This is a genomic window from Alkalihalobacillus sp. AL-G (genome assembly GCF_030643805.1).
Taxonomy (GTDB): domain Bacteria; phylum Bacillota; class Bacilli; order Bacillales; family Fictibacillaceae; genus Pseudalkalibacillus.
The window spans coordinates 2,771,005-2,792,012 of the sequence record NZ_CP094656.1; the positions used below are offsets into that span (position 1 = coordinate 2,771,005).

Annotated in this window: 21 protein-coding genes and 1 pseudogene; 1 reads left to right on the top strand and 21 read right to left on the bottom strand. The window is 40.1% G+C overall.

The window, feature by feature from the left end; all coding sequences use genetic code 11:
• Position 1 precedes the first annotated feature (1 nt).
• The 16 genes and pseudogenes from MOJ78_RS14230 to MOJ78_RS14305 all read right to left on the bottom strand — a co-directional run bounded on the left by MOJ78_RS14230 (position 2) and on the right by MOJ78_RS14305 (position 15,386).
• A complete protein-coding gene (locus MOJ78_RS14230; RefSeq protein WP_304977999.1) occupies positions 2 to 973 on the bottom strand; it encodes a cation diffusion facilitator family transporter in 972 nt (323 codons plus the stop codon).
• Positions 974 to 1,132: 159 nt separating this feature from the next.
• Positions 1,133 to 1,306: a hypothetical protein gene (locus MOJ78_RS14235; RefSeq protein ID WP_304978000.1), complete on the bottom strand. Its 174-nt coding sequence runs from the start codon at positions 1,304 to 1,306 to the stop codon at positions 1,133 to 1,135.
• Between the two features lie 128 nt (positions 1,307 to 1,434).
• Positions 1,435 to 2,349 (bottom strand): cation diffusion facilitator family transporter, encoded by a 915-nt coding sequence (locus tag MOJ78_RS14240; protein ID WP_304978001.1) that lies wholly within the window; start codon positions 2,347 to 2,349, stop codon positions 1,435 to 1,437.
• 13 nt (positions 2,350 to 2,362) lie between these two features.
• A pseudogene (locus MOJ78_RS14245) lies at positions 2,363 to 2,482 on the bottom strand (transcriptional regulator); the annotation flags it as partial.
• Positions 2,483 to 2,563: 81 nt separating this feature from the next.
• Positions 2,564 to 3,277 (bottom strand): RNA polymerase sporulation sigma factor SigK, encoded by a 714-nt coding sequence (gene sigK / locus MOJ78_RS14250; protein ID WP_304978002.1) that lies wholly within the window; start codon positions 3,275 to 3,277, stop codon positions 2,564 to 2,566.
• Between the two features lie 86 nt (positions 3,278 to 3,363).
• Positions 3,364 to 5,685, bottom strand: a complete 2,322-nt coding sequence (locus MOJ78_RS14255; RefSeq protein ID WP_304978003.1) for a Hint domain-containing protein — start codon at positions 5,683 to 5,685, stop codon at positions 3,364 to 3,366.
• Positions 5,686 to 5,741: 56 nt separating this feature from the next.
• Positions 5,742 to 8,279 carry a hypothetical protein gene (locus tag MOJ78_RS14260; protein WP_304978004.1) on the bottom strand — a complete coding sequence of 846 codons (2,538 nt, stop codon included), beginning with the start codon at positions 8,277 to 8,279 and terminating at the stop codon, positions 5,742 to 5,744.
• A 676-nt stretch (positions 8,280 to 8,955) separates the two neighbouring features.
• Entirely contained in the window at positions 8,956 to 9,102 is a 147-nt protein-coding gene (locus MOJ78_RS14265; RefSeq protein ID WP_304978005.1) for a hypothetical protein, read from the bottom strand.
• A 122-nt stretch (positions 9,103 to 9,224) separates the two neighbouring features.
• Positions 9,225 to 9,374 (bottom strand): YrzI family small protein, encoded by a 150-nt coding sequence (locus MOJ78_RS14270; RefSeq protein WP_304978006.1) that lies wholly within the window; start codon positions 9,372 to 9,374, stop codon positions 9,225 to 9,227.
• Positions 9,375 to 9,857: 483 nt separating this feature from the next.
• Positions 9,858 to 10,094, bottom strand: a complete 237-nt coding sequence (locus MOJ78_RS14275) for a YrhC family protein (protein ID WP_304978007.1) — start codon at positions 10,092 to 10,094, stop codon at positions 9,858 to 9,860.
• A 481-nt stretch (positions 10,095 to 10,575) separates the two neighbouring features.
• The gene (locus tag MOJ78_RS14280) at positions 10,576 to 11,712 is read right to left on the bottom strand and encodes a bifunctional cystathionine gamma-lyase/homocysteine desulfhydrase (protein WP_304981268.1); all 1,137 of its coding nucleotides are present in this window, start codon (positions 11,710 to 11,712) and stop codon (positions 10,576 to 10,578) included.
• Between the two features lie 2 nt (positions 11,713 to 11,714).
• Positions 11,715 to 12,638: a PLP-dependent cysteine synthase family protein gene (locus MOJ78_RS14285; protein ID WP_304978008.1), complete on the bottom strand. Its 924-nt coding sequence runs from the start codon at positions 12,636 to 12,638 to the stop codon at positions 11,715 to 11,717.
• 4 nt (positions 12,639 to 12,642) lie between these two features.
• Positions 12,643 to 13,113, bottom strand: a complete 471-nt coding sequence (locus MOJ78_RS14290) for an S-ribosylhomocysteine lyase (RefSeq protein ID WP_304978009.1) — start codon at positions 13,111 to 13,113, stop codon at positions 12,643 to 12,645.
• On the bottom strand, positions 13,106 to 13,810 hold the full coding sequence (gene mtnN / locus MOJ78_RS14295; protein WP_304978010.1) for a 5'-methylthioadenosine/S-adenosylhomocysteine nucleosidase: 705 nt from the start codon (positions 13,808 to 13,810) through the stop codon (positions 13,106 to 13,108). Before mtnN ends, MOJ78_RS14290 begins: the two co-directional genes overlap by 8 nt.
• A gap of 13 nt (positions 13,811 to 13,823) precedes the next feature.
• The gene (locus MOJ78_RS14300) at positions 13,824 to 14,468 is read right to left on the bottom strand and encodes a class I SAM-dependent DNA methyltransferase (RefSeq protein ID WP_304978011.1); all 645 of its coding nucleotides are present in this window, start codon (positions 14,466 to 14,468) and stop codon (positions 13,824 to 13,826) included.
• Positions 14,469 to 14,678: 210 nt separating this feature from the next.
• Complete coding sequence (locus tag MOJ78_RS14305) at positions 14,679 to 15,386, bottom strand: YrrS family protein (protein WP_304978012.1); 708 nt, start codon at positions 15,384 to 15,386, stop codon at positions 14,679 to 14,681.
• Between the two features lie 189 nt (positions 15,387 to 15,575).
• On the opposite strand from MOJ78_RS14305, the gene MOJ78_RS14310 reads away from it, so the two are divergent.
• Positions 15,576 to 15,800, top strand: a complete 225-nt coding sequence (locus MOJ78_RS14310) for a KTSC domain-containing protein (RefSeq protein ID WP_304978013.1) — start codon at positions 15,576 to 15,578, stop codon at positions 15,798 to 15,800.
• Here the strand turns inward: MOJ78_RS14310 and MOJ78_RS14315 are convergent.
• From MOJ78_RS14315 to mltG, 5 genes are all read right to left on the bottom strand, one after another.
• Positions 15,797 to 17,560: a peptidoglycan D,D-transpeptidase FtsI family protein gene (locus tag MOJ78_RS14315; RefSeq protein ID WP_304978014.1), complete on the bottom strand. Its 1,764-nt coding sequence runs from the start codon at positions 17,558 to 17,560 to the stop codon at positions 15,797 to 15,799. The genes MOJ78_RS14310 and MOJ78_RS14315 overlap by 4 nt on opposite strands.
• Before the next feature lie 129 nt (positions 17,561 to 17,689).
• On the bottom strand, positions 17,690 to 18,166 hold the full coding sequence (gene greA, locus MOJ78_RS14320) for a transcription elongation factor GreA (RefSeq protein WP_304978015.1): 477 nt from the start codon (positions 18,164 to 18,166) through the stop codon (positions 17,690 to 17,692).
• Positions 18,167 to 18,303: 137 nt separating this feature from the next.
• Positions 18,304 to 18,942 carry a uridine kinase gene (gene udk, locus MOJ78_RS14325; RefSeq protein WP_304978016.1) on the bottom strand — a complete coding sequence of 213 codons (639 nt, stop codon included), beginning with the start codon at positions 18,940 to 18,942 and terminating at the stop codon, positions 18,304 to 18,306.
• A gap of 97 nt (positions 18,943 to 19,039) precedes the next feature.
• The gene (locus MOJ78_RS14330; protein WP_304978017.1) at positions 19,040 to 19,687 is read right to left on the bottom strand and encodes an O-methyltransferase; all 648 of its coding nucleotides are present in this window, start codon (positions 19,685 to 19,687) and stop codon (positions 19,040 to 19,042) included.
• A 138-nt stretch (positions 19,688 to 19,825) separates the two neighbouring features.
• On the bottom strand, positions 19,826 to 20,971 hold the full coding sequence (gene mltG, locus MOJ78_RS14335; RefSeq protein ID WP_304978018.1) for an endolytic transglycosylase MltG: 1,146 nt from the start codon (positions 20,969 to 20,971) through the stop codon (positions 19,826 to 19,828).
• Between the last annotated feature and the right edge of the window lie 37 nt (positions 20,972 to 21,008).

Here is a 21,008-nt window from a genome sequence, read left to right on the forward strand (position 1 = left end):
GCTAACCCCTGTTCTTTTTTTCCTTCTGCCAATGCTTAACGTCATCCGATTCCAAAATGCCTAATGTAACATCCCCAATGTCCGAGTCCTCAAGGACCATTTCCTTAACTTTAAACTTGATATCATCCGCATCCGCAAGTGAAAAGCCCTTTCTTAGTTCAATATAGCTTTCAACGTGATACTTCCTTCCCTCTTGAAGTACTCGCATATCATAAATATCAACTACATCCGGATGGGATAAAATGATTTCCGCAACATGGTCTACAGCTACCTGAGGTGCCGTTACCCCAATCAAGCCAATTGTGTTTTCATATCCGATTTTCAAGGCGATTCCGATTAAAAGTAAACCAATTAATAACGTCCCTACCCCGTCTAAAAGATAGAAGCCCGTCAAATATGATAACACCACCGTTATAAGAGCAAGTAATGCACCAAAAGTTGCGATGATATCCTCGTAAAAGACTAATCTTGTTGGCGGTGCTGCAAGAGACACACCCTTAATCGCTGCACCAAAAATACCGAAGCCACTTGCCTCTGTGCGTGTTTCTCTCAAGATTTCTCTCGTCGCCTTAATGAGGACATATCCATCGATGACAACGGCAATAAGGAGAATGATTACGTTTAACCAGATATTCGATGATGGTTTTGGGTGCTGGATAAGCTCCCAACCCTTTATTATTGTTTCATATGCCATTATTGAAATGACGACCACTGCAACAAGGACAAATAAGTTTACAACTCGTCCAAAACCTGTTGGAAATCGCTTTGTAGGTTCTTTTTCTGCAAGGATACTGCCGAAAAACACAAATCCCTGATTGGTTGCATCTGCTGCTGAATGTAGTGTTGTCGCAAGCATCGTTCCACTGCCGCTGATACCTGCTGCAACCCCTTTTATGATGGCAAGAATCGTATTTCCAACCGCTGCGATCCCTGATGATTTATTTCCTTTTTTAATCCAATTGATCACTGACATTATTTCACCCGTCCCATAAGTAGGTTACTTTCATTATCACCACGAGAGTGATGCAGTATTCAATCAAGCTGATCCGACCTAATTGAATAATTGATCCAAAGTCATTCTGTTGCAATACTAAATAAAGCTCATCTCGTTTGATGAGATGAGCTTAGATGGTTACTGATTTTGTTGGTTATTTACTCCTGTTGCTCCGGCCATCTGATTCATACCAGGAATTGTCTGAGTCAGGTTTCTAAGGTTTCCACCTCTGCCTCTCATCATCCCAGTAGCTGCAGCGCCAATTCCGACTCCCGCAATAAGAGGTAACCACATATTTTGTCTTCGATTCATTAAGAGCACCACCAATATTGGATTACTCAACTCAATGAGCATTTATAATTTGGTTGTTTCTCTCTATATAGATGCAACACACTTATTACCAGTAAAAAAAGAACTAAAACAGTATATTTTCATTTGACTTAAACCTGCATTTCGCCATGTTGCAAGTCTGATTTTTCCACTTGAATCGTAGTATGTTCGATCTTACAATGCTCACGGATTAAATCAATCGCCTGTTGTAAAATCATCTGACTCTCTTTATCATCTTCTATAAGCAAATGACAGCTGAACGAGTCGAGTCCAGATGTAATCGTCCAAATATGCAAGTCGTGAACGTCTTTAACTCCTTCAATGCTAGTAAGTAAGTTCTTCACATCTTCTTGATTGATCGTTGAAGGTGTCCCTTCCATCAAAATATGAATGCTGTTTTGAAGGACACCCCATGCGCTTTTTAAAATGAGTAAAGCGACAACAACGGAGATGATCGGATCTGCAATATACCACTCGAAAACCAACATTAGGAGTCCGGCAATTAAGGCTCCAACCGAACCTAACGCGTCCCCGATGACATGTAAATAGGCACTTCGTAAGTTTACATTGTCTTTCACATCGCCTTTACGCATTAATGACCAAGCACTGATCAGATTTGCAATGAAACCGACTGAAGCAATTAGCATCATTGTTCCACTAGCAACAGATGGTGGCTCTAAAAATCGTTCATACGCTTCGTAAATAATAAATCCAGAAATCACGAACAAGGTTGCTCCGTTGAATAACGCAGTTAAAATCTCAAAGCGATAAAATCCATACGTTTTATTAGGTGACGCGGGACGGCTCGCAAACCACATCGCTACCAAACTGAGTGCCAACGAGCTTGCATCGCTTAACATATGACCGCTATCGGATAATAACGCTAAACTGTTCGTGAATAATCCACCGAAGAACTCTAACACCATAATCCCCGATGTAATCAGCAGTGCAATAAGAAGTCCTCTTTTATTTCCTTCACGTTGTTCTTCAAAATGGTGATGGCTGTGGTTATGATGGTGACCCATCTGATTTACCTCCCTATTGATGGATGACTTGATTCAAAATGTGGACTACATGTTCATCATCATATGTATAGTAGTATGTATTTCCAGCTCGGCGATATTTCACTAGGCGTAAATTCCTTAAATAGCTAAGTTGAAATAATTTTATTAATAAGTCAACTTTACAAACAAAATAAAACAGCTCAGAGCAATTTGCTGAGAGCTGTTTACTTCCAATTTACCCTTTTTCTTTATCCTGCCGCTGGCGATAAAACTCGTGGAAAAGCTTCATTAATGCCCGCTTTTCGATTCGGGAGACGTAGCTTCTTGAGATTCCCAGGTCTTTTGCAATCTCCCTTTGTGTCCGTTCTTTTTCCATATCAAGACCGAATCGACCGACAATGACCTCCTTTTCTCGGTCATCAAGAATGTGGATATGCTCATAAATCTGTTTTTTTTCCATTTTCAGTTGGATCGTATCCACGATGTCATCGAGTTCTGCCTTCAATACATCGATCAAAGTGATTTCATTGCCCTCTTTATCTGTACCAATCGGGTCATGTAGAGAAACATCCTTCTTCGTTTTCTTGATTGCACGAAGATGCATCAGGATTTCATTTTCAATACAGCGTGCAGCGTAGGTTGCAAGCTTCGTTCCTTTCCCCCGCGAATAGCTTTCGATCGCTTTGATCAATCCGATCGTACCGATTGAAATTAAATCCTCAGTGTCTTCACCAGTATTTTCGAACTTTTTACAAATGTGGGCGACGAGTCTCAAATTATGTTCAATCAATCGATTTCGCGCTTCTTCACTTCCTTCAGCCATTTCCTTCAAGTATTTTTTCTCGTCTTTTGCTGAAAGGGGCTGTGGAAAAGCATTGTTCTTTACATACGAAACAAAGAACACTACTTCCTTAAAGAAATAAGCCAATGCTGCGATAATACTCGACACACCCTCACCTCCATAGGCAACTTCACACTTACTTAATCCTATGAAGGAATGGGCTTGGGTGTGTCTGTACAAATAATGATTACAACTTATAATTGTTCTTTACGATTATAGTGAGCCAAAACATCTTTTAATCTTAGACCGATCTGCTTCCCAAGCTGAGAAGCATATTGCAGTTGTGACAGCTCGTTCCATAGGGCGGAATTGTTATATTCTTCCTTGATGTCATCAGAGTATACACGTAAATCAAAATGGAACTCACCTAAATACGTGTTTTCTCCAGAGATTACATTCGGCGTATACCTTCTGTAAAAGGATTCCTGTTGATCAGGCAAATAACTTCTATAAAGTAAAAGCGGACTCATAGAATCCTCAACATAAAATTCAAAATCAATATGAAAGTTCCCACCTTGTGTATAGGTGGTATCTAAATAGATGACCTGATCAAAATAGCTTGCAAAAGGGGTATTTTCTCTTCCTAAATCGTTCCATCTGACATGCTGTTCTTTCAGTCCGCCGTCATCATAAACATTGATTTTCAATTTCAAGCGTGTTTCCGGTACAATACATTTTTGGCAATGGACATGAAGTGCCCCTAGGGATAATGCTATTTTGTCGCCAGGATCCTTTTGGAAGTTCCTCCATCCAAGCTGGGCAACCATTTCTATTTGATCTACTAAAAAAGTAGTGAGCGTTTCAAAATAGGCTCCAAAGATTATATTTTGTTCATTATCCAAGGCGCTAACTGCATTGAGGAAATCTTTAATTTCCGTCTCTACTTTGGAAGGTAATTCATGATCAGGGTTATGAATGATATCGGTAGGATCAATGAAATGACCAACATCATTAACCGCATGGTTCAGGACCGTTTCTCCTAACAGAGTAAGTCTCTTGTATAATTTCTCAAAATTTTCTTCTAATGAAAGATCGTCAACAAATTTCACTTTTGAAATTTCCCCCATAATCTCTTTTAAACAATAAAGAATGGAAACGGTTGCATTAGGTATATGGCTCAACAATGGCATTTCTGTGGTCACCAGGAAAAACTGATCTTCGCTGCCGACAAAAAATTGAGGTATGTTATTTTCTTGCAACGGAGACAAGATTAAATCAAAGACTTGTATGTTGTCAGTAGGATCTTGTACAGACTTTACCGTTTTAATTTCGATTTCTTGAAGATGCGTGGGATCTTCATTAGTGAATCCAGCTAACCTTGATCCGGTTGACAAGGTGCCGACCCCTCGTTCATTGAAGGTAGGTGAAAATTCATTCAATGCTTCCGGTGAAATACATAAAAATTCTGGATTCAAATGACCTTCCTCGTAAACACCATTCAAAAAAGGATGGCTTTCGGTAAATGCAAACGATAAATCGTTGATCTGATATAAATTTCTTCCATGTAATAATGGCTTTGAAACAAATGCTACCTCTCTATAACCATGTGCAGTCGCAACCATATCTCCTGGATGGATGTCACTTATTTTTTTCTTCGATTGATCAGACATCAGCACCCACGTATCCGCTGTAAAGCAGCTTCCCCCCCTTGGCGGTGTTCGGTACATATTCCCAGGTTCTCCGTTCGCTGTGAAATTATAAGAGTACCCTTCAGACAGCCTAGCCGGCATGTAACCACCAGGGACAAAAATGGACACATCCTTCAATATCCCATTTCTCGCTAAGTTATCGATATCCACATGGTCGATGGTTTTCTTATTGTTAAGGTAAGAGGTATAGTATTTCCATGTTGTTTTATCAACCTCAGGTGGGATTGGCAATCCTAGATCCCTTAACTGATCAATCAATGAGTCAATTTCATTATCTGAAGCTCCAAGTACAATCAGCTTAGTAAAATGGTGGAACATTTCCCAATGAGGATTTTTCCATTGACCAGCTGTATACCATATTTGATGCAAACCGACATTGTCTTTCAAGCCTTGTATATATTTTTTTTTAGCTGCTTCATAGTCCGATATCCGATTTAAGGCTTCTTTAAATTCATTAAAATATTGGGAAAGTGCCAAACTGTAAAAATGAATAGATTGTTCAGCGAGCTGTGCATTTCTCCGATTCACTTCCCCGTTGATCTTATTTGTCTCTAATTGATTTTTTAGCCGGCTTGTAAGATAATCCATGGATTGACACAGAAGCGCTACAGAAAAATCAGACCACCATCGTTCATTCAAATCCGTTTTCGATACAATTTGATCTGTTATCCTTTCTTTTTGCCAGTTCGGGAAGAATATCTTTCTATATTCGGTACCTGGACTAAAAATTGAATCTTTATATTTACCGGGTACAGAACCTATTAGCTTATTAACATATAATTCATGGACCTTGTCGCCAATTTCGAATCCGGGTAATGCCAGCATCATCTGCTCCACATTTCGGTCAATTACACCATTCAGAATCATCCGTTTTCACTCCTTAATAAATTAACCGGGTGCTAGGCACCCGGAAAAAGTTGTTGTTAGACGGCGAACCCTTTCGCCTTTAAAGGATCTGCAATATATTGTTGGATTGGATCTTTCGGCGGTTTCGGCGGATCTACCAAGCCCCAGATTAACTGAACAAGTGCAACGATTATGCCTATTCCGGCAATTACGAGACCGACTGGACCTGCCCATGCGAAGCTCATCAGCTCCAGACCTATGAATACTGCATCCGCTAACGCAAAAAATAGATTCAATGCTTCAAAGACAATCTCTTTGATAGCACCGGACACAATTGATTTATATAGCCATACGGAAGCCATAACAATTCCGAATACGGCCATGGCAGGGCCAAGACGCTTAGCAAAAAACTCGGTATAACTTTCACCGAATATCTTCGTAAACACTTTACCTAGTGTATTCTCAGCAACGAATCCTTCCTTGGTGAACCATTTTGATATAGATCCGGCTGTCTCTGCAAGAAAGCCCGTCCGCTTTAGTGACTGTATTCTGAGCCAATCACCTAAACCGATCGACATCAATGCCTGGGTCCCCTTCACCAGTAGTCCGAGAGATAGCATCCCCAATCCAATATCCTGGATGATTTTCGCTGGTGTGAGATCGCCATGCTTTGCATCTTCTACAATACTATAGATTAAATAACCTGCAGCTGCACCGTACAGTAACATGCCAAGGGCTTTAGGTCCTTTTTCTTTAAATCCGTCCCAAATTTTTCTGTTTGTACTTCGTTCATCAAACAATTCGGTTAGGCTTTCGTACAGATTTTCACTAGCATCGGTCATTCTACTGTTGGGATTTTTATTAGCCCATATAGTCATGATTTGTATGACATTATCCATAAAATTTTGTACATTATCGAAAGTGGAAATCATCTCATTGAAGATTTTTCTTTGTTCCTCGACACTTTGTTTGATCATATCATCTGTTAAATCGCTGATATCACCCGAAAGACCATTTTCGATGATCTTTTGTAGGAATGGACCAATATCTTCATTCCATCTCACTTTATTGTAAGCCACCCCTAAAATAGCTCCATAGGCAATATTCAACATTTGCTGTCCATATGTCGCTTTCATCTCATCATCCTGATTTGCAGTACCCTCTTGAAGTACTTTGCCTTCTTTGGTGAAGTGATATGTTTCATCATCCAACACAGATAGCTTTACATACCATTCATACATTTGTTGTTTTATATTCGCAAATTGGTGACTTGAAATCTGCGCTTGCCAGATGGAAAGGTTCGTGTGGTCCGTCAAGAATTCAAAATACTGTTTTGCCCATGCTTTAGGATTGTCCTCCAAATAAGGCTGGATACCTGGTACGTTGATCTTATACCCCTCTATATACAACTTTTGGCTGACTTCACAATACGTCTTGCTTTCAGAAAGCTTCTCCCACGCCTCTTTAAGTTTATCAGGCTGGATTTTAGAAATATCCTCTTTGTATTGATCAGTATTACTTAAATTATCATACAGTAGCTGACCGATCGCCATGGTGGAATGATCCTTAAAAAAGCTGGTATGCTCATTAAATATGTTTTTAACACCAGATGTTTCAAGGTTATATGGATGTCCGAAAATTTCGTTTACCCACTTCGGATCTTCTGCGTTGATCATACAATAATTCAATAGTTCCCCGGTTTTAGACTGGGCAAAATCAATCGTTTTCTTATTTCCATCCTTATCCTCTACCTCATATATTGAGGAGATACTATTCAAATCCTGTATACTTTTGGAAGGGCCCGTTTTAACCTTGCTTCTTAATAAAGTACTGAACATACTAGGCGAGGTATGTTCTACAGTTGTAGCATGGTCATGTTCTGCATAATCGTTTGGATGTGCAAGGTTTTGCAGAAAGCTTGGCGTATCGGCATTCCCTGACCAATCATATTCTGTACCGGATCCATCATCATACGTACCGGAGAATCCCTTCGTGCCACATGGTATTACAATTTGAAACGAATCTGAATCACCGAATGGTCCTAGAGATGGCGTCATTTCAATGGTTGTATTCCAGGTTTTTGGATCAACATGTGTAACAGCGGTTCGTTCCGAGACGTCCTGATTACCTAAGTAATAATACGTATGAAGGATAGGTGATGAGGCTTCTAAATGATTCGTTCCATCCTCCCACTTATTCACGATTTTGAACTGCACCCAATCAACTAATGGCTGATCTGGATGACTTTTCAGTCTGCGTTTCGTAAGGAATACTGTTGAATAATTCGTCCCTCTGACAGTAAGTGTGTTACCGCTGTCGTCTATTAACGATCCGATAAAAGCCGTCTTATTCTCGGTGAAAAACAATCTGCCTGAGCGATGATCGATGTCTTTGTCAAAGCTATATACGACACTGTTAGTAGGCTTGTGGTAATGAACATTATAGAGCTTCTCATTATTAAGAAAAGCTGTATTTTTGAAAAATGAAAGTTCACCCATTTCTTCCCATTCATTGTTGTTACGCAATACTTCAAGATTAAATCTTTTCTTGTGCAACAGTGGTGCTTCCCTGATATCACCTGAAGTCCTCAATTGTTTTTCTATCGTATTTGCCATTTCAACCCCTCCAATTTTTGGATTAAATTTCGTCCGAATGGTGAAGAGCAATGAGCAAAATCACAACATAATAACACCTCCTTCATTTTATAGAATTTTCTGACTTATTTGAATAAATTAATTCGAGATTTCCCAAATTATTGAATTCCCGCTTTAAAGAATACATGGCGATCACATATCAGAAGATACAAGCTTCAGTAAGAGCTACAACAGAATACTTGTTCCGGTTAACGAGTTAACGTATTTAGAAAGTAGGATGACGAAAAAACTACTTTCGTGGTGAGCATACTAATATTTCCAATTATATACCTTGTTGCCTTTATGTAAATTGGGAAAACTCATATACATGTGAGCTAAATATCATAGATAAAACGGTCTGTATTTCCCAACTTTTACCAACAAGGTGATGTTAAAAACGTATAGAAGTTTATAAGGTTATACCAAACATCAATAGGTCTCGGTATTATCCTTGTGAATCAGTCTAAGGACCTATCGAGTGGGGCAACAGGTCTTATGACGAATCATCTTGTCCATCCCCTCCTACTATACAAAATCAGGAGGATGAGGAGTAGGTTTAGTGTCATTTAAAAACACGTTCGGATTATTCTTCTGAAAAGCTATACTTTTCAGAAGGTTAGAAAAAGCAAGCGGTGGCGACCCCCGCTTGCTTTACCATTTAAAATAATTGTGTATAATGTGCTGATTTTTCGTGTGCACGATCCATCAGTTTTTGAACACGTTGATTATTGGCGATCGAAACAGCATCACCATTTGAACTGACTTTTTTAAAAATGGTCAGAATAAATAAATGAAATGGCATCATATAAATTCACCTCTTTTTGTCTTAAATTCTTTCAGGTCGTATCTTTCTCCGTTACCATCCAATCAAGAAATACTTTACCTGACATACCTCGTATCACTTTCATCTACCTCCTTGAGATTTTGTTAAAGCATGTTCATATATTGATATGCTTTGTCACGCGTTTCATTGTAAAGTTTTTCAATCTGTTGATTCTTTTCGATTTCCTCGTAAGTCATTTCACTTTTCAATGCTTTTTTGACGATTGTTAAAAGAAATAAATGCATCGGCATCATAGTGGATCCCTCCTTTCTATGATGATGTTAAATATGGGATACCTCCAGCGCTTGCCAATGTTCACTTTTCTGTTTCAGTCCTATCATTATTCTTGCCTCCTTTCATATTAGTCCATATAAAAACGCCACGGGCATACCTACCCATGGCGTATCACCGAAAACAAAATGAAACTGTTTTCAGGCATAAGAAAGCCACAGGCAGTCGTCGGCCTGTGGCGTTTTTAACAAGTTGAAAAATCAGTTAAAACGCAGTGTTACCGGCCGAACTACTTATAAGATTCAGTTGTTGGATGGATTCAATTCGGAATAATTTCAACATTTCGCTCGACCTCCTTTTGCTAATATTAACCTACGGTGCTAATTATATCCACATCTTTACTAAAAGTAAACCCCTAAAAATGAAATTAGTTTATTTTTTCTGAAAAATGGGTATTTTTGAACCCGAAAAAAAAAGAGCAGCCGATACAGCCGCTCCCTCGTAATCTATGATTGTTCCTTTATTACTTTTTTCCAAATTGTGATTTTACGATAAAAAAATAGTGCAACGCCTATTGCACTGTAGCTTATCGCCAATAGGATGATTTGGTCGATCCCTTGCTTACCTTCAAACGGGATGATGCTGCCAAGATATAAAAAGGCACTTAAGCCAAGAAGTACAAAACTGAAACGCTTGTAATCTGCAATTTTGATCTTTAAATCTTTGACCATTGCTTTTGACATATTTCCCCACCCCTTTACCGCATTTTAACACGGATTGTTGGGGCGAATAAGAGGAAATCAGTAACTACCTTATATTGCTAAGTGAAGCATAAGTCGTCTTACGTATCGAATTCCATATAATGGAATTAAGCGAAGAATTTTAATATTTCATTTGAACGCAAAAGCTAGACCTAAGTGTGTATCATCTTGCTACATGAATGATACACCAGAAAAAAGAGCACAAATCCGTCGGATAAGAGGTAAAATGCTGTATTTACATTAACTAAACGTTTATGAAGGCGCGGAATCCCCTTTGTATGGGTACGTTGACTTTTACATTGGTTGGATTTACTGCGAAATTTGAGATTCAACTGCAAAAATCTGGAATTAACTGCGAAAAGGGTAATTTTACACTAACAGGCAAAGATGCATATGGTAGACATTACCTCTATGAACTTTAAAAAGGAGATGACCGATTAAACCGGTTCATCTCCCACATACTTTACCCTTCTAACGCCTGTTTCAAGTCTTCAATCAAATCCTCTACGTCTTCAATTCCGACAGAGATTCTTAGTAAGCCATCCGTAATCCCTAGTTCATCACGACGGTCCTTTGGAATCGATGCGTGGGTCATGCGTGCTGGTGCAGAAATTAAGCTTTCGACAGCTCCAAGGCTTTCGGCAAGTGTAAAGTAACGGACTTTGCTTAAAACTTGGTCTGCACGCTCTTCGCTGCCAACATCAAAGGAAATCATTCCACCGAATCCATCCGACTGACGCTTTGCGAGCTCATGGCCTGGGTGGGAAGTTAACCCTGGATAAAAGATGTTTGTTACAGAAGGATGTCCTTCAAGGAATTCAGCAATTTGCTTTGTGTTGCTTTCCGTCGCCTCCATTCGAATTCCGAGCGTTTTTATACCACGGATCAAGAGCCATGAATCCTGTGGCCCAAGAACAGCTCCAGCGGAATTTTGGATGAAGTGCAGGTCTTCAGAAAGCTGTTTCGAGTTCACAACGACGAGTCCTGCAACAACATCACTATGTCCTCCGATGTATTTTGTAGCACTATGCAACACAATATCCGCACCATGTTTAATTGGTGTTTGCCAGTATGGTGTGTTGAACGTGTTGTCGACAATCAATAAGAGATCATGCTTTTTGGCAACCTTTGATGCTCCATCGATATCGGTTACTTTTAATAACGGATTCGTTGGTGTTTCAACATAGATCGCCTTTGTATTGTCTTGAATCGCTGCTTCAATAGTTTCAAGATTACTCGTATCAACAAATGTAGATTCCAATCCGAGTCGGTTCAGCACTTTCGATACGAGACGATAGGTCCCGCCGTACACGTCATCAGTAAAAACTACATGATCACCAGTATTGAACATCATCATGATCGAATTGATCGCTGCCATACCTGAACCGAAAGCAAATCCTGCTTCCCCTTCTTCCAGGTCCTTGATCAATTCTTCTAGTGCATACCGTGTCGGGTTTCCTGTCCGCGAATATTCATACCCTTTGAAATTCCCGACGCTTTCTTGTTTATACGTGCTTACTTGATAGATTGGTGTGGAAACGGCGCCAGTATGCTCGTCACCGACGATGCCGCCATGGATCATTTTCGTTTTGCGCTTCATCATCAAATACCTCCCTGATAGATCTTTTTACTTAAGTATCGTTCACTGCTGTCTGCAAAGATCGTAACGATATGACTTTCGGAAGGGGCTTTCTCTGCTTCAATCAAGGAAGCGTGTAAAGCTGCTCCTGAAGAGCTTCCTACGAGTAGGCCTTCCTTGTTTGCGATTTCCTTAACGCGGTCGAATGCATCCACATCGGTCACGGTATGGATCGCATCGAAATAATCGGTATCCATGTAATCCGGTAAAAATTCCATGCCGATGCCTTCTGTTTTGTGAGGTCCAGACTCGCCCCCGTTTAAAATAGATCCCTCAGGTTCAACAATCGCCGTTTTCACTTGGGGATTTTGCTCTTTCAAATAACGTGCTGTACCCATGAACGTACCACCCGTCCCAGCTCCAGCTAAAAAGATATCGACCTTTCCATCAAGGGCATCCCATATCTCCGGACCTAATGTTTTATAATACGTATTCGGATTGGCCGGGTTTGCAAACTGCGCAGGATAATAAGCGCCCTCAAGTTCCTTTTCTAGCTGCTTCGCTTTTTCAATCGCGCCAACCATGCCTTCTTCTGTCGGTGTGTTTACAACCGTCGCCCCGAGCGCCCGCATAAGCTCCTGCTTTTCCTCACTGAACTTTTCTGGTACCACAAACATAACGTTGATTCCTTTATTCACAGCAGCGAGCGCAAGTCCGATACCAGTATTACCAGCAGTCGGTTCGATCACCGTTCCGTCTGGCTTTAATTTTCCGCTCGTAAACGCTTCCTCTAGCAGCTCTTTTCCAAGGCGGTCTTTGATACTGCCGCCTGGATTGTAAAATTCAAGCTTTGCAAAGAGCCTTACACCATTCGGAAGGTTGAAGTTTGTAAGTTCAATAAGCGGTGTGTGGCCAATCAGTTCTTGTACATTTTTATAGTACCGCATTCATTTATTCCTCTCCGAAAACATCTTTCCATTCGTCACGTTTTTCAAGCATAGTGGTCGCAATTTCTTTAGCACCTTCAAGACTGTGATTGGCAGCCCAGCCACATTGAACCTCGTTACACGCAGGAACTTCGTCTGCTTCGAGGACATCCTTCAACGTTTTTTCAAGTACATCTAAGAGTTCATCATAGTCAGAATGGTTCAATACAGACAGATAAAAGCCAGTTTGACAGCCCATCGGTCCAATATCAATGACACGTTCATGATGGTTACGGATGTTTTCTGCCATCAAGTGCTCAAGTGAATGAAGCCCAGCCATTTCCATGTGCTCCTGGTTTGGTTGCTTGAATCGAATATCATATTTAGAGATTTCATCACCATTGTCACCCTTTGTTACTCCAACAAGACGTACATATGGTGCTTTTACTTTCGTATGATCCAAGTTAAAGCTTTCTACGTTCATTTTTTTAGCCATGCTTCTTCAGCTCCTTTATCATTTTCAAAATCAATTCTGCAGAGTTTTTCGCTGCAATTTTCAAAAAATGTTCGAATGACATTGGTGCATCTTGACCAGCAATATCAGATAAGGACCGGATTACAACGAAAGGTACTTTAAATTGATGACAAACCTGTCCGATAGCAGCTGCTTCCATTTCTGCAGCAAATAATTCCGGGAATTTCGTTTGGATGAATGCAACCCGATCAACATCATTCATGAAGGAATCACCCGAGGCGATCATACCTTTTACAACCTGCATGTCAGTAACATCCCTCGCACTTTTCTCAGCAATTTCAACGAGTAGTGCATCCGGTTCGTAATAAGCTGGAAGTTGCGGGACCTGACCATACTCATAGCCAAATGCCGTTACATCGACATCATGATGACGTATTTCTGTTGAGATTACGACGTCTCCAACATTGAGGTCAGGGTTGAATCCACCCGCGGAGCCGGTGTTGATCACATGATCTGGTTTGTAAATTTGGTTCAATAAAGTTGTGGCAATCGCTGCGTTCACTTTTCCTATCCCAGATTTAAGAAGGATGATTTCCTGCCCTTCGTATTCTCCTGTATAAAAGGTACAACCCGCGATCGTCTTTTCACTGTAGTCCCCAATCGAATGGAGAATCAATTCTACTTCCTCATCCATTGCTCCAATAATTGCAACTTTCATTAGTCACGTTCCTTTACTTCGCTTTTTTGTGCGCTTTAATTAACCAAACGTACGTATTGAGGCGTTCAAATGAAACCTCGAATCCGTGTGCATTAAAGCTTTCTGATAACACACCGATCGTCGTATAGTATTCCCGTTGAAGGTCCTCCAACAAATTGGTGTACCCTTGTTTTTCCACCCGTTCTTGTATCTTTTGCTTTGCTTGTTCATGTTCATACACAGTGTCTGCAAATACAATTTTACCATTGTTACCGAGCAGCTTTCCATAGTTACGGATTGCAACGTCTTTTTCATCATCTGTTAAATGATGAAAGGCGTACGTACTTACTATCGTATCGACTTTTGTATCTAATTCCCGGAACGACAAAAAATCTCCATTTATAAGAGTAAGCTCTGGGAAACGTTCCTGCGCTTTTGCCCTCATAGCCGGCGATGGCTCTACACCTATTACCTTTCGCCCCTTCTCCAATAGCTTTGCGGAGAGATTCCCAGTACCAACACCAAATTCTAATACGGTACCTGAGGAATTCTCTACAACCCGGTTCAGGATTTCATCATAATGTTCAAATACTTCATGATATTCATTGTTAGTTCCGTGTACCGTTTCATCGTAGGACTCTGCCCAATCATTGAATAGGTCGATAAATTCTCTACCCACTTGAAATGCCACATCCTTTTAATCTATATTATTCCTATCATTATACTATGAATTAAATTGAATACGGATACAAGGTTACCATATCTTTCGGTAAAAAACAATATTCCAAGCCTTTATCAGGCTGTGTTCAACCTCAAAAACCTAAGTGAAACAAAAAAAGAGATGCTTCATGATTTATGAAGTCATCCCTATTATTTTCTAGCTTATTAGTTATTCATCATCTGTATCATCCGTTTTATCCGATGCTGCACCAGGAACCCGTTCTACCGATGTTGGCTTCCAACCTTCACCGGCGACCCATTCGAGCATGACAACATATGGATTTTCCTTATTTGATGCGGTGCTGACGACTCCCTTTGCAGTTTGAGCAGAGCCGCCGTTACCAATCCACCAGTACTCAATTTCATCAGCAGTTAAGCCTGTTGCATATTGGAGTGCTTCCTTTTTTTCCTTCCAATCTACAGAACTATCGTCAAAGCTTGAGACGTGTTCCCCTTCTTGTACCGTTCCAACCGGTTCCCACGGTCCTTCTGGGCCACCATCGTCAGCAGATCGATACGTACCTTCAGTCAAAGAGTCCTCACCTGTTGTGTCTTCATCTTCAGATACATCTTCCTCTGATTTTTCTTTATCATCCTCTTTATTTCCATCCTCAGAGGAATTCTTTTCATTATCATTAGATGTATTATCCTTTTCACTAGCACCATCAGATTGTTGATCATCATCGTCAGACATTGCTGTTGTATTGTCATTTGATGGTTCCGTACTTGCAGCTTGCTCATCCCCGTCCAACAACATGGATGCTCCAACCGCCAATATCCCGATAAATACAGCCCCGATCAAAATATTTAAAATAAGATTTTGCTTCTTTTTCTTCGTACGTTCATGCCTTGATTGAAAAGAAAAGTCTTTTTTCATCGTGCCCCCTCCATTTCTACATATATTCTAACACTCTACATTGATTCGATGAAGAGTTTATTTTTTCTGTCCATCTTGATCAGTACACAATATTATATTTATAAAATTTGTAATATTTGCACTAGTTTTGTCGATAAAGAGGAATTCTGAAACCAAATAACCAATATAACAATAAGGAGGGGTGAACTTATGCGGTTTACGACTTTTCATTCAGATGAATGGAACTTGAAGACGTTTCATACAATCGGGTATACGAAGGAAACTCAAACACTGCATGTCTGTCTTCACGATGGAACATCTCTTGAACTGATGGATGTAACGGAACAGAGTTTGTTTGAATTCATCCTTGCACCATATAAAGAACGTTACCTCCAAGAACATTTGCTTCCAAATCACAAAGTGAGTGTCGTTTAATCATTTGATAAGGATTGTTGATCGTACTCATAAAGCTTTTGGACGATTTGTGCAAAGGAACGGTTCGTTTTCGATTGATGGGACTTTGCCTGCAAGTCGACCACAACAAGTGCATATTTAGGGTGATCTGCTGGAAAATAACCTGCAAACCATTTATTATTCTCAGCGGTATCACCCTTTTCTGCCGTGCCGGATTTCCCTGCGACAGCCCACGGCAGGTTAGCAAACGAAGCGTGGCCCGTGCCTTTCGGATGTTCCACGACCCCTTGTAGGAGGGATTGAAGTCTATTCATCGTATAACGAGAGAGCTCCGGTCCTTTTATATCCTGTTCTTCAAATTCCACTAGAGTCGCCCCATTCTTATAATCGACGGAAAGAGCAGCACGAGCCTGTTTCTTTTCCCCACCTCTTGCGATCATTGCCATCATATTTGCTACAGAGATTGGAGATAATCGTACATTAAGCTGCCCGATTGCAGTTTGTGAAACAGCCCGTGGGACACGCTTTTCTTCATTGCTTCCCCAGAAAATATTCTTTTTCTCCCCAGGAAAATGTTGAAAGGGATCAAGATGGAAAACCGAACCATTCCAGCCCGAATATTGAGTGATCCCAAGCTTTTCACCCAAATTCTCTAGTACAGTTTCATCTTTCTGTACCAACTCATTTAAAAGTTCAGCAAACGTAGCATTACAACTTTGGTAAAAGCTTTCCTCAAATGATAGCGAGCCTAATTTACGGGTCGCTACATCATCCTGATAAACGTTTTGATCACAATTGAATCGGCGATCAGCTAACTGAAGATTTTGTTCGATAGCGGCAGCAGCAGTCACAATTTTAAAAACAGAACCAGGTGTTTGCGGAATCAACATTTGGTTTTCAGTTCCTTCTTTTAACGGGTTGGAACCTGGAAACAAAGGTCGGCTGACCATTGCAAGAACGTCGCTCGTTTGAACATCTAAAAGAATGGCTCCTCCTTTTTGAATCTGTGCATCACTAATTGCCTGCTCGAGTATCTTCTGTTTTTCCTGATCGAGCGTGGTGTTTAAGGCAATCGGGTAAAATGGGTTTGATGGGGCTTTATATTTGACATCCAGGCCGAATAAAGGGCGCCCGGACTGCTCTACATGGTAAATAAGCTTAGATTCACCTTCTGAAACTAAAAAGGGATCAAACGCTTTCTGGATGCCCCGTATCCCGATTTCTGTCGTCTTATTTAATAAGCCTTTTTCAACCCTATCTGGATACCGTTCTAAAACAAGCTTCGGGTTTTCACGGACCGCTCCGATAAAATGTGCAGCAAAATCAGTTTGACGATCTTGAACAATCATTTGTCCATATGCTCCAGGAATTTGCATTTCGTTAATTTCTTCAACGATTGCAATTGAAATATCATTCGATTTAAAAACGAACGGAGTTGAGCGGTCCTCCAATTTACGTTCGAGTTGTTCTGCAGAAACCTTCAGGACATTACTAATTTTACGTAATTGTGTGTTCTCACGTACTAAAAAAGGAAATAAGATGACGGCAGGCTTATGGACTTCTTGTATCAATTCTCCATAACGATCCAACAGCTTACCTCTACCGTCATCGATGGCAATAGAATGAACCCTTTGCTCAACACTTTCTTCAACTAGATTAATCTGGTGACGTGAAAAGGAAAGTGTATCAAACAACTGGATTTGTGCTAGTCTTCCAATTAAAATCAATAGACCGATTGAAATGAATATTAAGATGTGATAAATCCGTTTTGGGTTACCCATTGCTTCCACCTCGTTAACCATTCTCACCGAAACGAAGTGAATTTAAAACGATGGAATAAAGAAAAAGCTGATCCTATACGTGTAACCACATGGGCTAGCACACTTTTGGATCAGCTTTATAGCTTTTGATTAAAGAACTTCGACGATACGTACGTTCATTTCTCCACCTGGTGTTTGTACAGTGACTTCATCTCCAATAGTACGTCCAAGTAAACTTCTTGCCATTGGTGAATCGTTTGAAATCTTCCCTTCGAACGGATCTGCTTCTGCACTCCCAACGATCTGATATGCCTCTTCCTCTCCGTCGGGTAATTCTATGAACTTAACTGATTTACCAATAGAAACGACATTCGGATCTTGGTCTTGTTCCTGGATAATCTCAGCGTTGCGAACCATCTTTTCAAGTTGTTGTATACGCGCTTCTATGAAGGCTTGTTCATCTTTAGCGGCATCGTATTCGGAGTTCTCAGAAAGATCACCGAAGCTCCGCGCAACCTTAATCCGTTCAACTACTTCTTTACGTTTTTCGGTCTTTAAGTATTCAAGTTCATTTTCTAATTTTTTCTTGCCTTCTACAGTCATATAATGCTTTTTTTCTGCTGCCATCGTTACTCACTCCTCCAAAACCTTCTCGTTACCGACTATTATATGCATCATTAGCAAAGACGTATTAATAAAACCTTGTAAGCGTTCTCTAAAAAGTCTATCTACTGTACCTGCATCCTGACTGGGTGTCCGGGTTATTATTTTAAAATGGCTTTTGATTCAAGGATTGTCCGGATTTTTGTCACCATCAGGTCAATTGCTACATGGTTCTGTCCGCCTTCTGGAATAATTATATCTGCATACCGTTTGGTCGGTTCGATAAATTGATTATGCATCGGACGAACGACTGAGGTGTATTGATCGATTACAGAATCGATTGAACGCCCTCTTTCATGAATATCACGTAGTAAACGTCGAATAATTCTAATATCTGCATCTGTGTCAACGTATAGCTTAATATCCATGAGATCACGCAATCGTTCGTCTTCAAGGATTAAGATACCTTCTAATATGATAACATCTTTTGGGTCAATTGGAATTATTTTATCACTTCTTGTATGTGCTGTATAGTCATAAACAGGCTTTTCAATCGATTCATTATTCCGAAGCCCTTCAATATGTTCAATCAATAAATCATTATCAAATGCAAGTGGATGATCATAATTTGTATTCAAGCGATCTTCCATCGACTTTTCAGACTGGTCTTTATAATATGCATCCTGTTCCAAAACTAAGATGGATTGATCCTGGAACTGACAAAAAATTTCTTTTGCAACTGTCGTTTTACCAGAACCTGAACCCCCTGCAACACCGATTACAATTGGTTTCTTTGCCATGCCTATTTCCCCTCTATCCCTGTATTTCTTACTTATTTACACCCCATGGAAAAAATAGGTGCTGCTTCGACTTATCCAGTATTTTTACTTAGCTTTGTCATTTTTTGTTAATACTGACTGCCATTCCATCTCCTACAGGCAAGATCGTCGTATGATAGTTCGTGTGTTCTATTAGAAATTCGTTATAGCTTCGAATTTTATGTGTCAGTTTTCGAAAACGTCTTGAATTGATGTCTTCATCCTGCTTTGAAACGAATCCTCTAAATAAAACATTGTCGCTAATAATTACACCACCAGGCGTCAACATCTTTTCAAACGCTGTAAAAAATCGTTCATATTGTCCTTTTGCGGCATCGATAAAAATAAAATCGTAAGGACCTTTTCCCCCAACTTCTTCTATAAGCTCGAGGGCATCCCCTTCCAACACAGTGATATTCTCAGTTAAGCCGCATTTCAGTATATTGTCGACCGCTTTAGTATAACGTTCGTGATCACGTTCAATTGTGACCAGCTGACTTTCTTTTAGAGCATGAATGATACGAACTGCTGAATATCCGATTGCCGTACCAATCTCTAGGATTTGTTTAGGTTTGTGTATACGTAATACTTGCAATAGAGCTTCCATTCCAATCAAGTCCATAATTGGAACACTGTTTTCTCGTGCTTCGATCTCTATCTGTTCAATTTCCGGTGAACGGTTAGGAATCAAGCCTTCTAAGTAATGCTTCATCTCATCTGTTACCATGGAAGCCCTCCTTAACCCGATATATTTTACCACAATAATAGTGCATATTCAAAAGGTATAAAAATTTAGCACGTCCAAAATCTCAAAAAGGGGGGATGCGAGTGGTCAACATTCCCCCCCTTGAAAATCAATCAAGGACTATCCGTTATTCTTTTTAGCGAGTTCACGCCACTCATGAATGTACTTTTCTTTCACCTTATTATGTTCTTCTAGTGTCTTCCTATACAGCACCTCACCATTTGGACGTGCAAAGAAAAAGTAATAAGGATTTTCTTTTGGATTCACCGCTGCATTAATCGCTGATTCTCCCGGAGAAGCAATCGGCCCTATCGGAAGCCCTGGTGTAGTATACGTATTATAAGGCGAATCCTCTTCGGTGTCGTTATAAGTAACGATGACTTTCGATTCTTGCTGCGCATAGGTCACCGTAACATCGGATTGAAGGTAAGGTATGTGTTCACTACCTAATCGATTATAAAACACTCCCGATACTAGGAATCGATCTTCCTTCTTTTTAGATTCTTCCTCAATGATCGATGCAAGAGTCAAAATCTCATGTATCGAATAACCGCTTTCTTGTATACCAGCTTGATAGCTAGCAACAACGGAATTCATCTTCTTGACCATCGTTTCTATGATAGACTCTAGCGAAGGATCTTCTTTATAAAATTCATACGTGGCAGGGAATAAGTAACCTTCTAATGGCCACATTATCTTTTCATCCAACACTTTGTCAGATAGAACTGGATATTTTGCCATTAAACCTTTAATGTATTCATCATCCTGCAATTTATTCAGAACTTCTTCCTCTGTATAGTCTGTTTGTTCTGAAATTTTCTTTGCAACTTGCGGAATACGAAGTCCTTCCGGAATTTGAACAGTAAATTCTGCCTCTTTATAGACTTTACCTTCTTTTAGTGCGGAAATAACATCTGTCATTTCCATAGATTTATTCAAATCATAGTTGCCAGCTTGAAAGTCATTATCATTTTTATATTTGACGTAATACTTAAAGACTAGTGCACTCTTAATTACGCCGTTATCTTCAAGTCGCTTAGCAATTTCACTTGTAGATGTTCCGATAGGTATTTTCACTTCTATACTTTCTTTGTTACCTGGGTCCATCGGTTCTAATGCCCCTTTGACATACACGTATCCACCGATCCCTGTCCCTAGGATAGCAAGTACTAGTAAGCTAAACACTACTATAACAATTCTCCGAACGACTTTAGCTTCCTGATGACGTCGTTGAATCGTCTCTTGATCAATATTTGGTTGAAGCACAAATGATCCCCCTTCCTCTCATCTGTTCTATTATAAC

Excerpts from the sequence above, each read along its gene's own strand:
- MOJ78_RS14285 (WP_304978008.1), bottom strand. The coding sequence starts at position 12,638 with ATGCGGTACTATAAAAATGTACAAGAACTGATTGGCCACACACCGCTT.
- greA (WP_304978015.1), bottom strand. The coding sequence starts at position 18,166 with ATGGCAGCAGAAAAAAAGCATTATATGACTGTAGAAGGCAAGAAAAAA.
- MOJ78_RS14330 (WP_304978017.1), bottom strand. The coding sequence starts at position 19,687 with ATGGTAACAGATGAGATGAAGCATTACTTAGAAGGCTTGATTCCTAAC.
- udk (WP_304978016.1), bottom strand. The coding sequence starts at position 18,942 with ATGGCAAAGAAACCAATTGTAATCGGTGTTGCAGGGGGTTCAGGTTCT.
- MOJ78_RS14270 (WP_304978006.1), bottom strand. The coding sequence starts at position 9,374 with ATGATGCCGATGCATTTATTTCTTTTAACAATCGTCAAAAAAGCATTG.
- MOJ78_RS14310 (WP_304978013.1), top strand. The coding sequence starts at position 15,576 with ATGCGGTTTACGACTTTTCATTCAGATGAATGGAACTTGAAGACGTTT.
- MOJ78_RS14305 (WP_304978012.1), bottom strand. The coding sequence starts at position 15,386 with ATGAAAAAAGACTTTTCTTTTCAATCAAGGCATGAACGTACGAAGAAA.
- MOJ78_RS14230 (WP_304977999.1), bottom strand. The coding sequence starts at position 973 with ATGTCAGTGATCAATTGGATTAAAAAAGGAAATAAATCATCAGGGATC.
- MOJ78_RS14315 (WP_304978014.1), bottom strand. The coding sequence starts at position 17,560 with ATGGGTAACCCAAAACGGATTTATCACATCTTAATATTCATTTCAATC.
- MOJ78_RS14255 (WP_304978003.1), bottom strand. The coding sequence starts at position 5,685 with ATGATTCTGAATGGTGTAATTGACCGAAATGTGGAGCAGATGATGCTG.
- MOJ78_RS14275 (WP_304978007.1), bottom strand. The coding sequence starts at position 10,094 with ATGTCAAAAGCAATGGTCAAAGATTTAAAGATCAAAATTGCAGATTAC.
- MOJ78_RS14240 (WP_304978001.1), bottom strand. The coding sequence starts at position 2,349 with ATGGGTCACCATCATAACCACAGCCATCACCATTTTGAAGAACAACGT.
- MOJ78_RS14235 (WP_304978000.1), bottom strand. The coding sequence starts at position 1,306 with ATGAATCGAAGACAAAATATGTGGTTACCTCTTATTGCGGGAGTCGGA.
- MOJ78_RS14265 (WP_304978005.1), bottom strand. The coding sequence starts at position 9,102 with ATGATGCCATTTCATTTATTTATTCTGACCATTTTTAAAAAAGTCAGT.
- mtnN (WP_304978010.1), bottom strand. The coding sequence starts at position 13,810 with ATGAAAGTTGCAATTATTGGAGCAATGGATGAGGAAGTAGAATTGATT.
- MOJ78_RS14260 (WP_304978004.1), bottom strand. The coding sequence starts at position 8,279 with ATGGCAAATACGATAGAAAAACAATTGAGGACTTCAGGTGATATCAGG.
- MOJ78_RS14290 (WP_304978009.1), bottom strand. The coding sequence starts at position 13,113 with ATGGCTAAAAAAATGAACGTAGAAAGCTTTAACTTGGATCATACGAAA.
- MOJ78_RS14280 (WP_304981268.1), bottom strand. The coding sequence starts at position 11,712 with ATGAAGCGCAAAACGAAAATGATCCATGGCGGCATCGTCGGTGACGAG.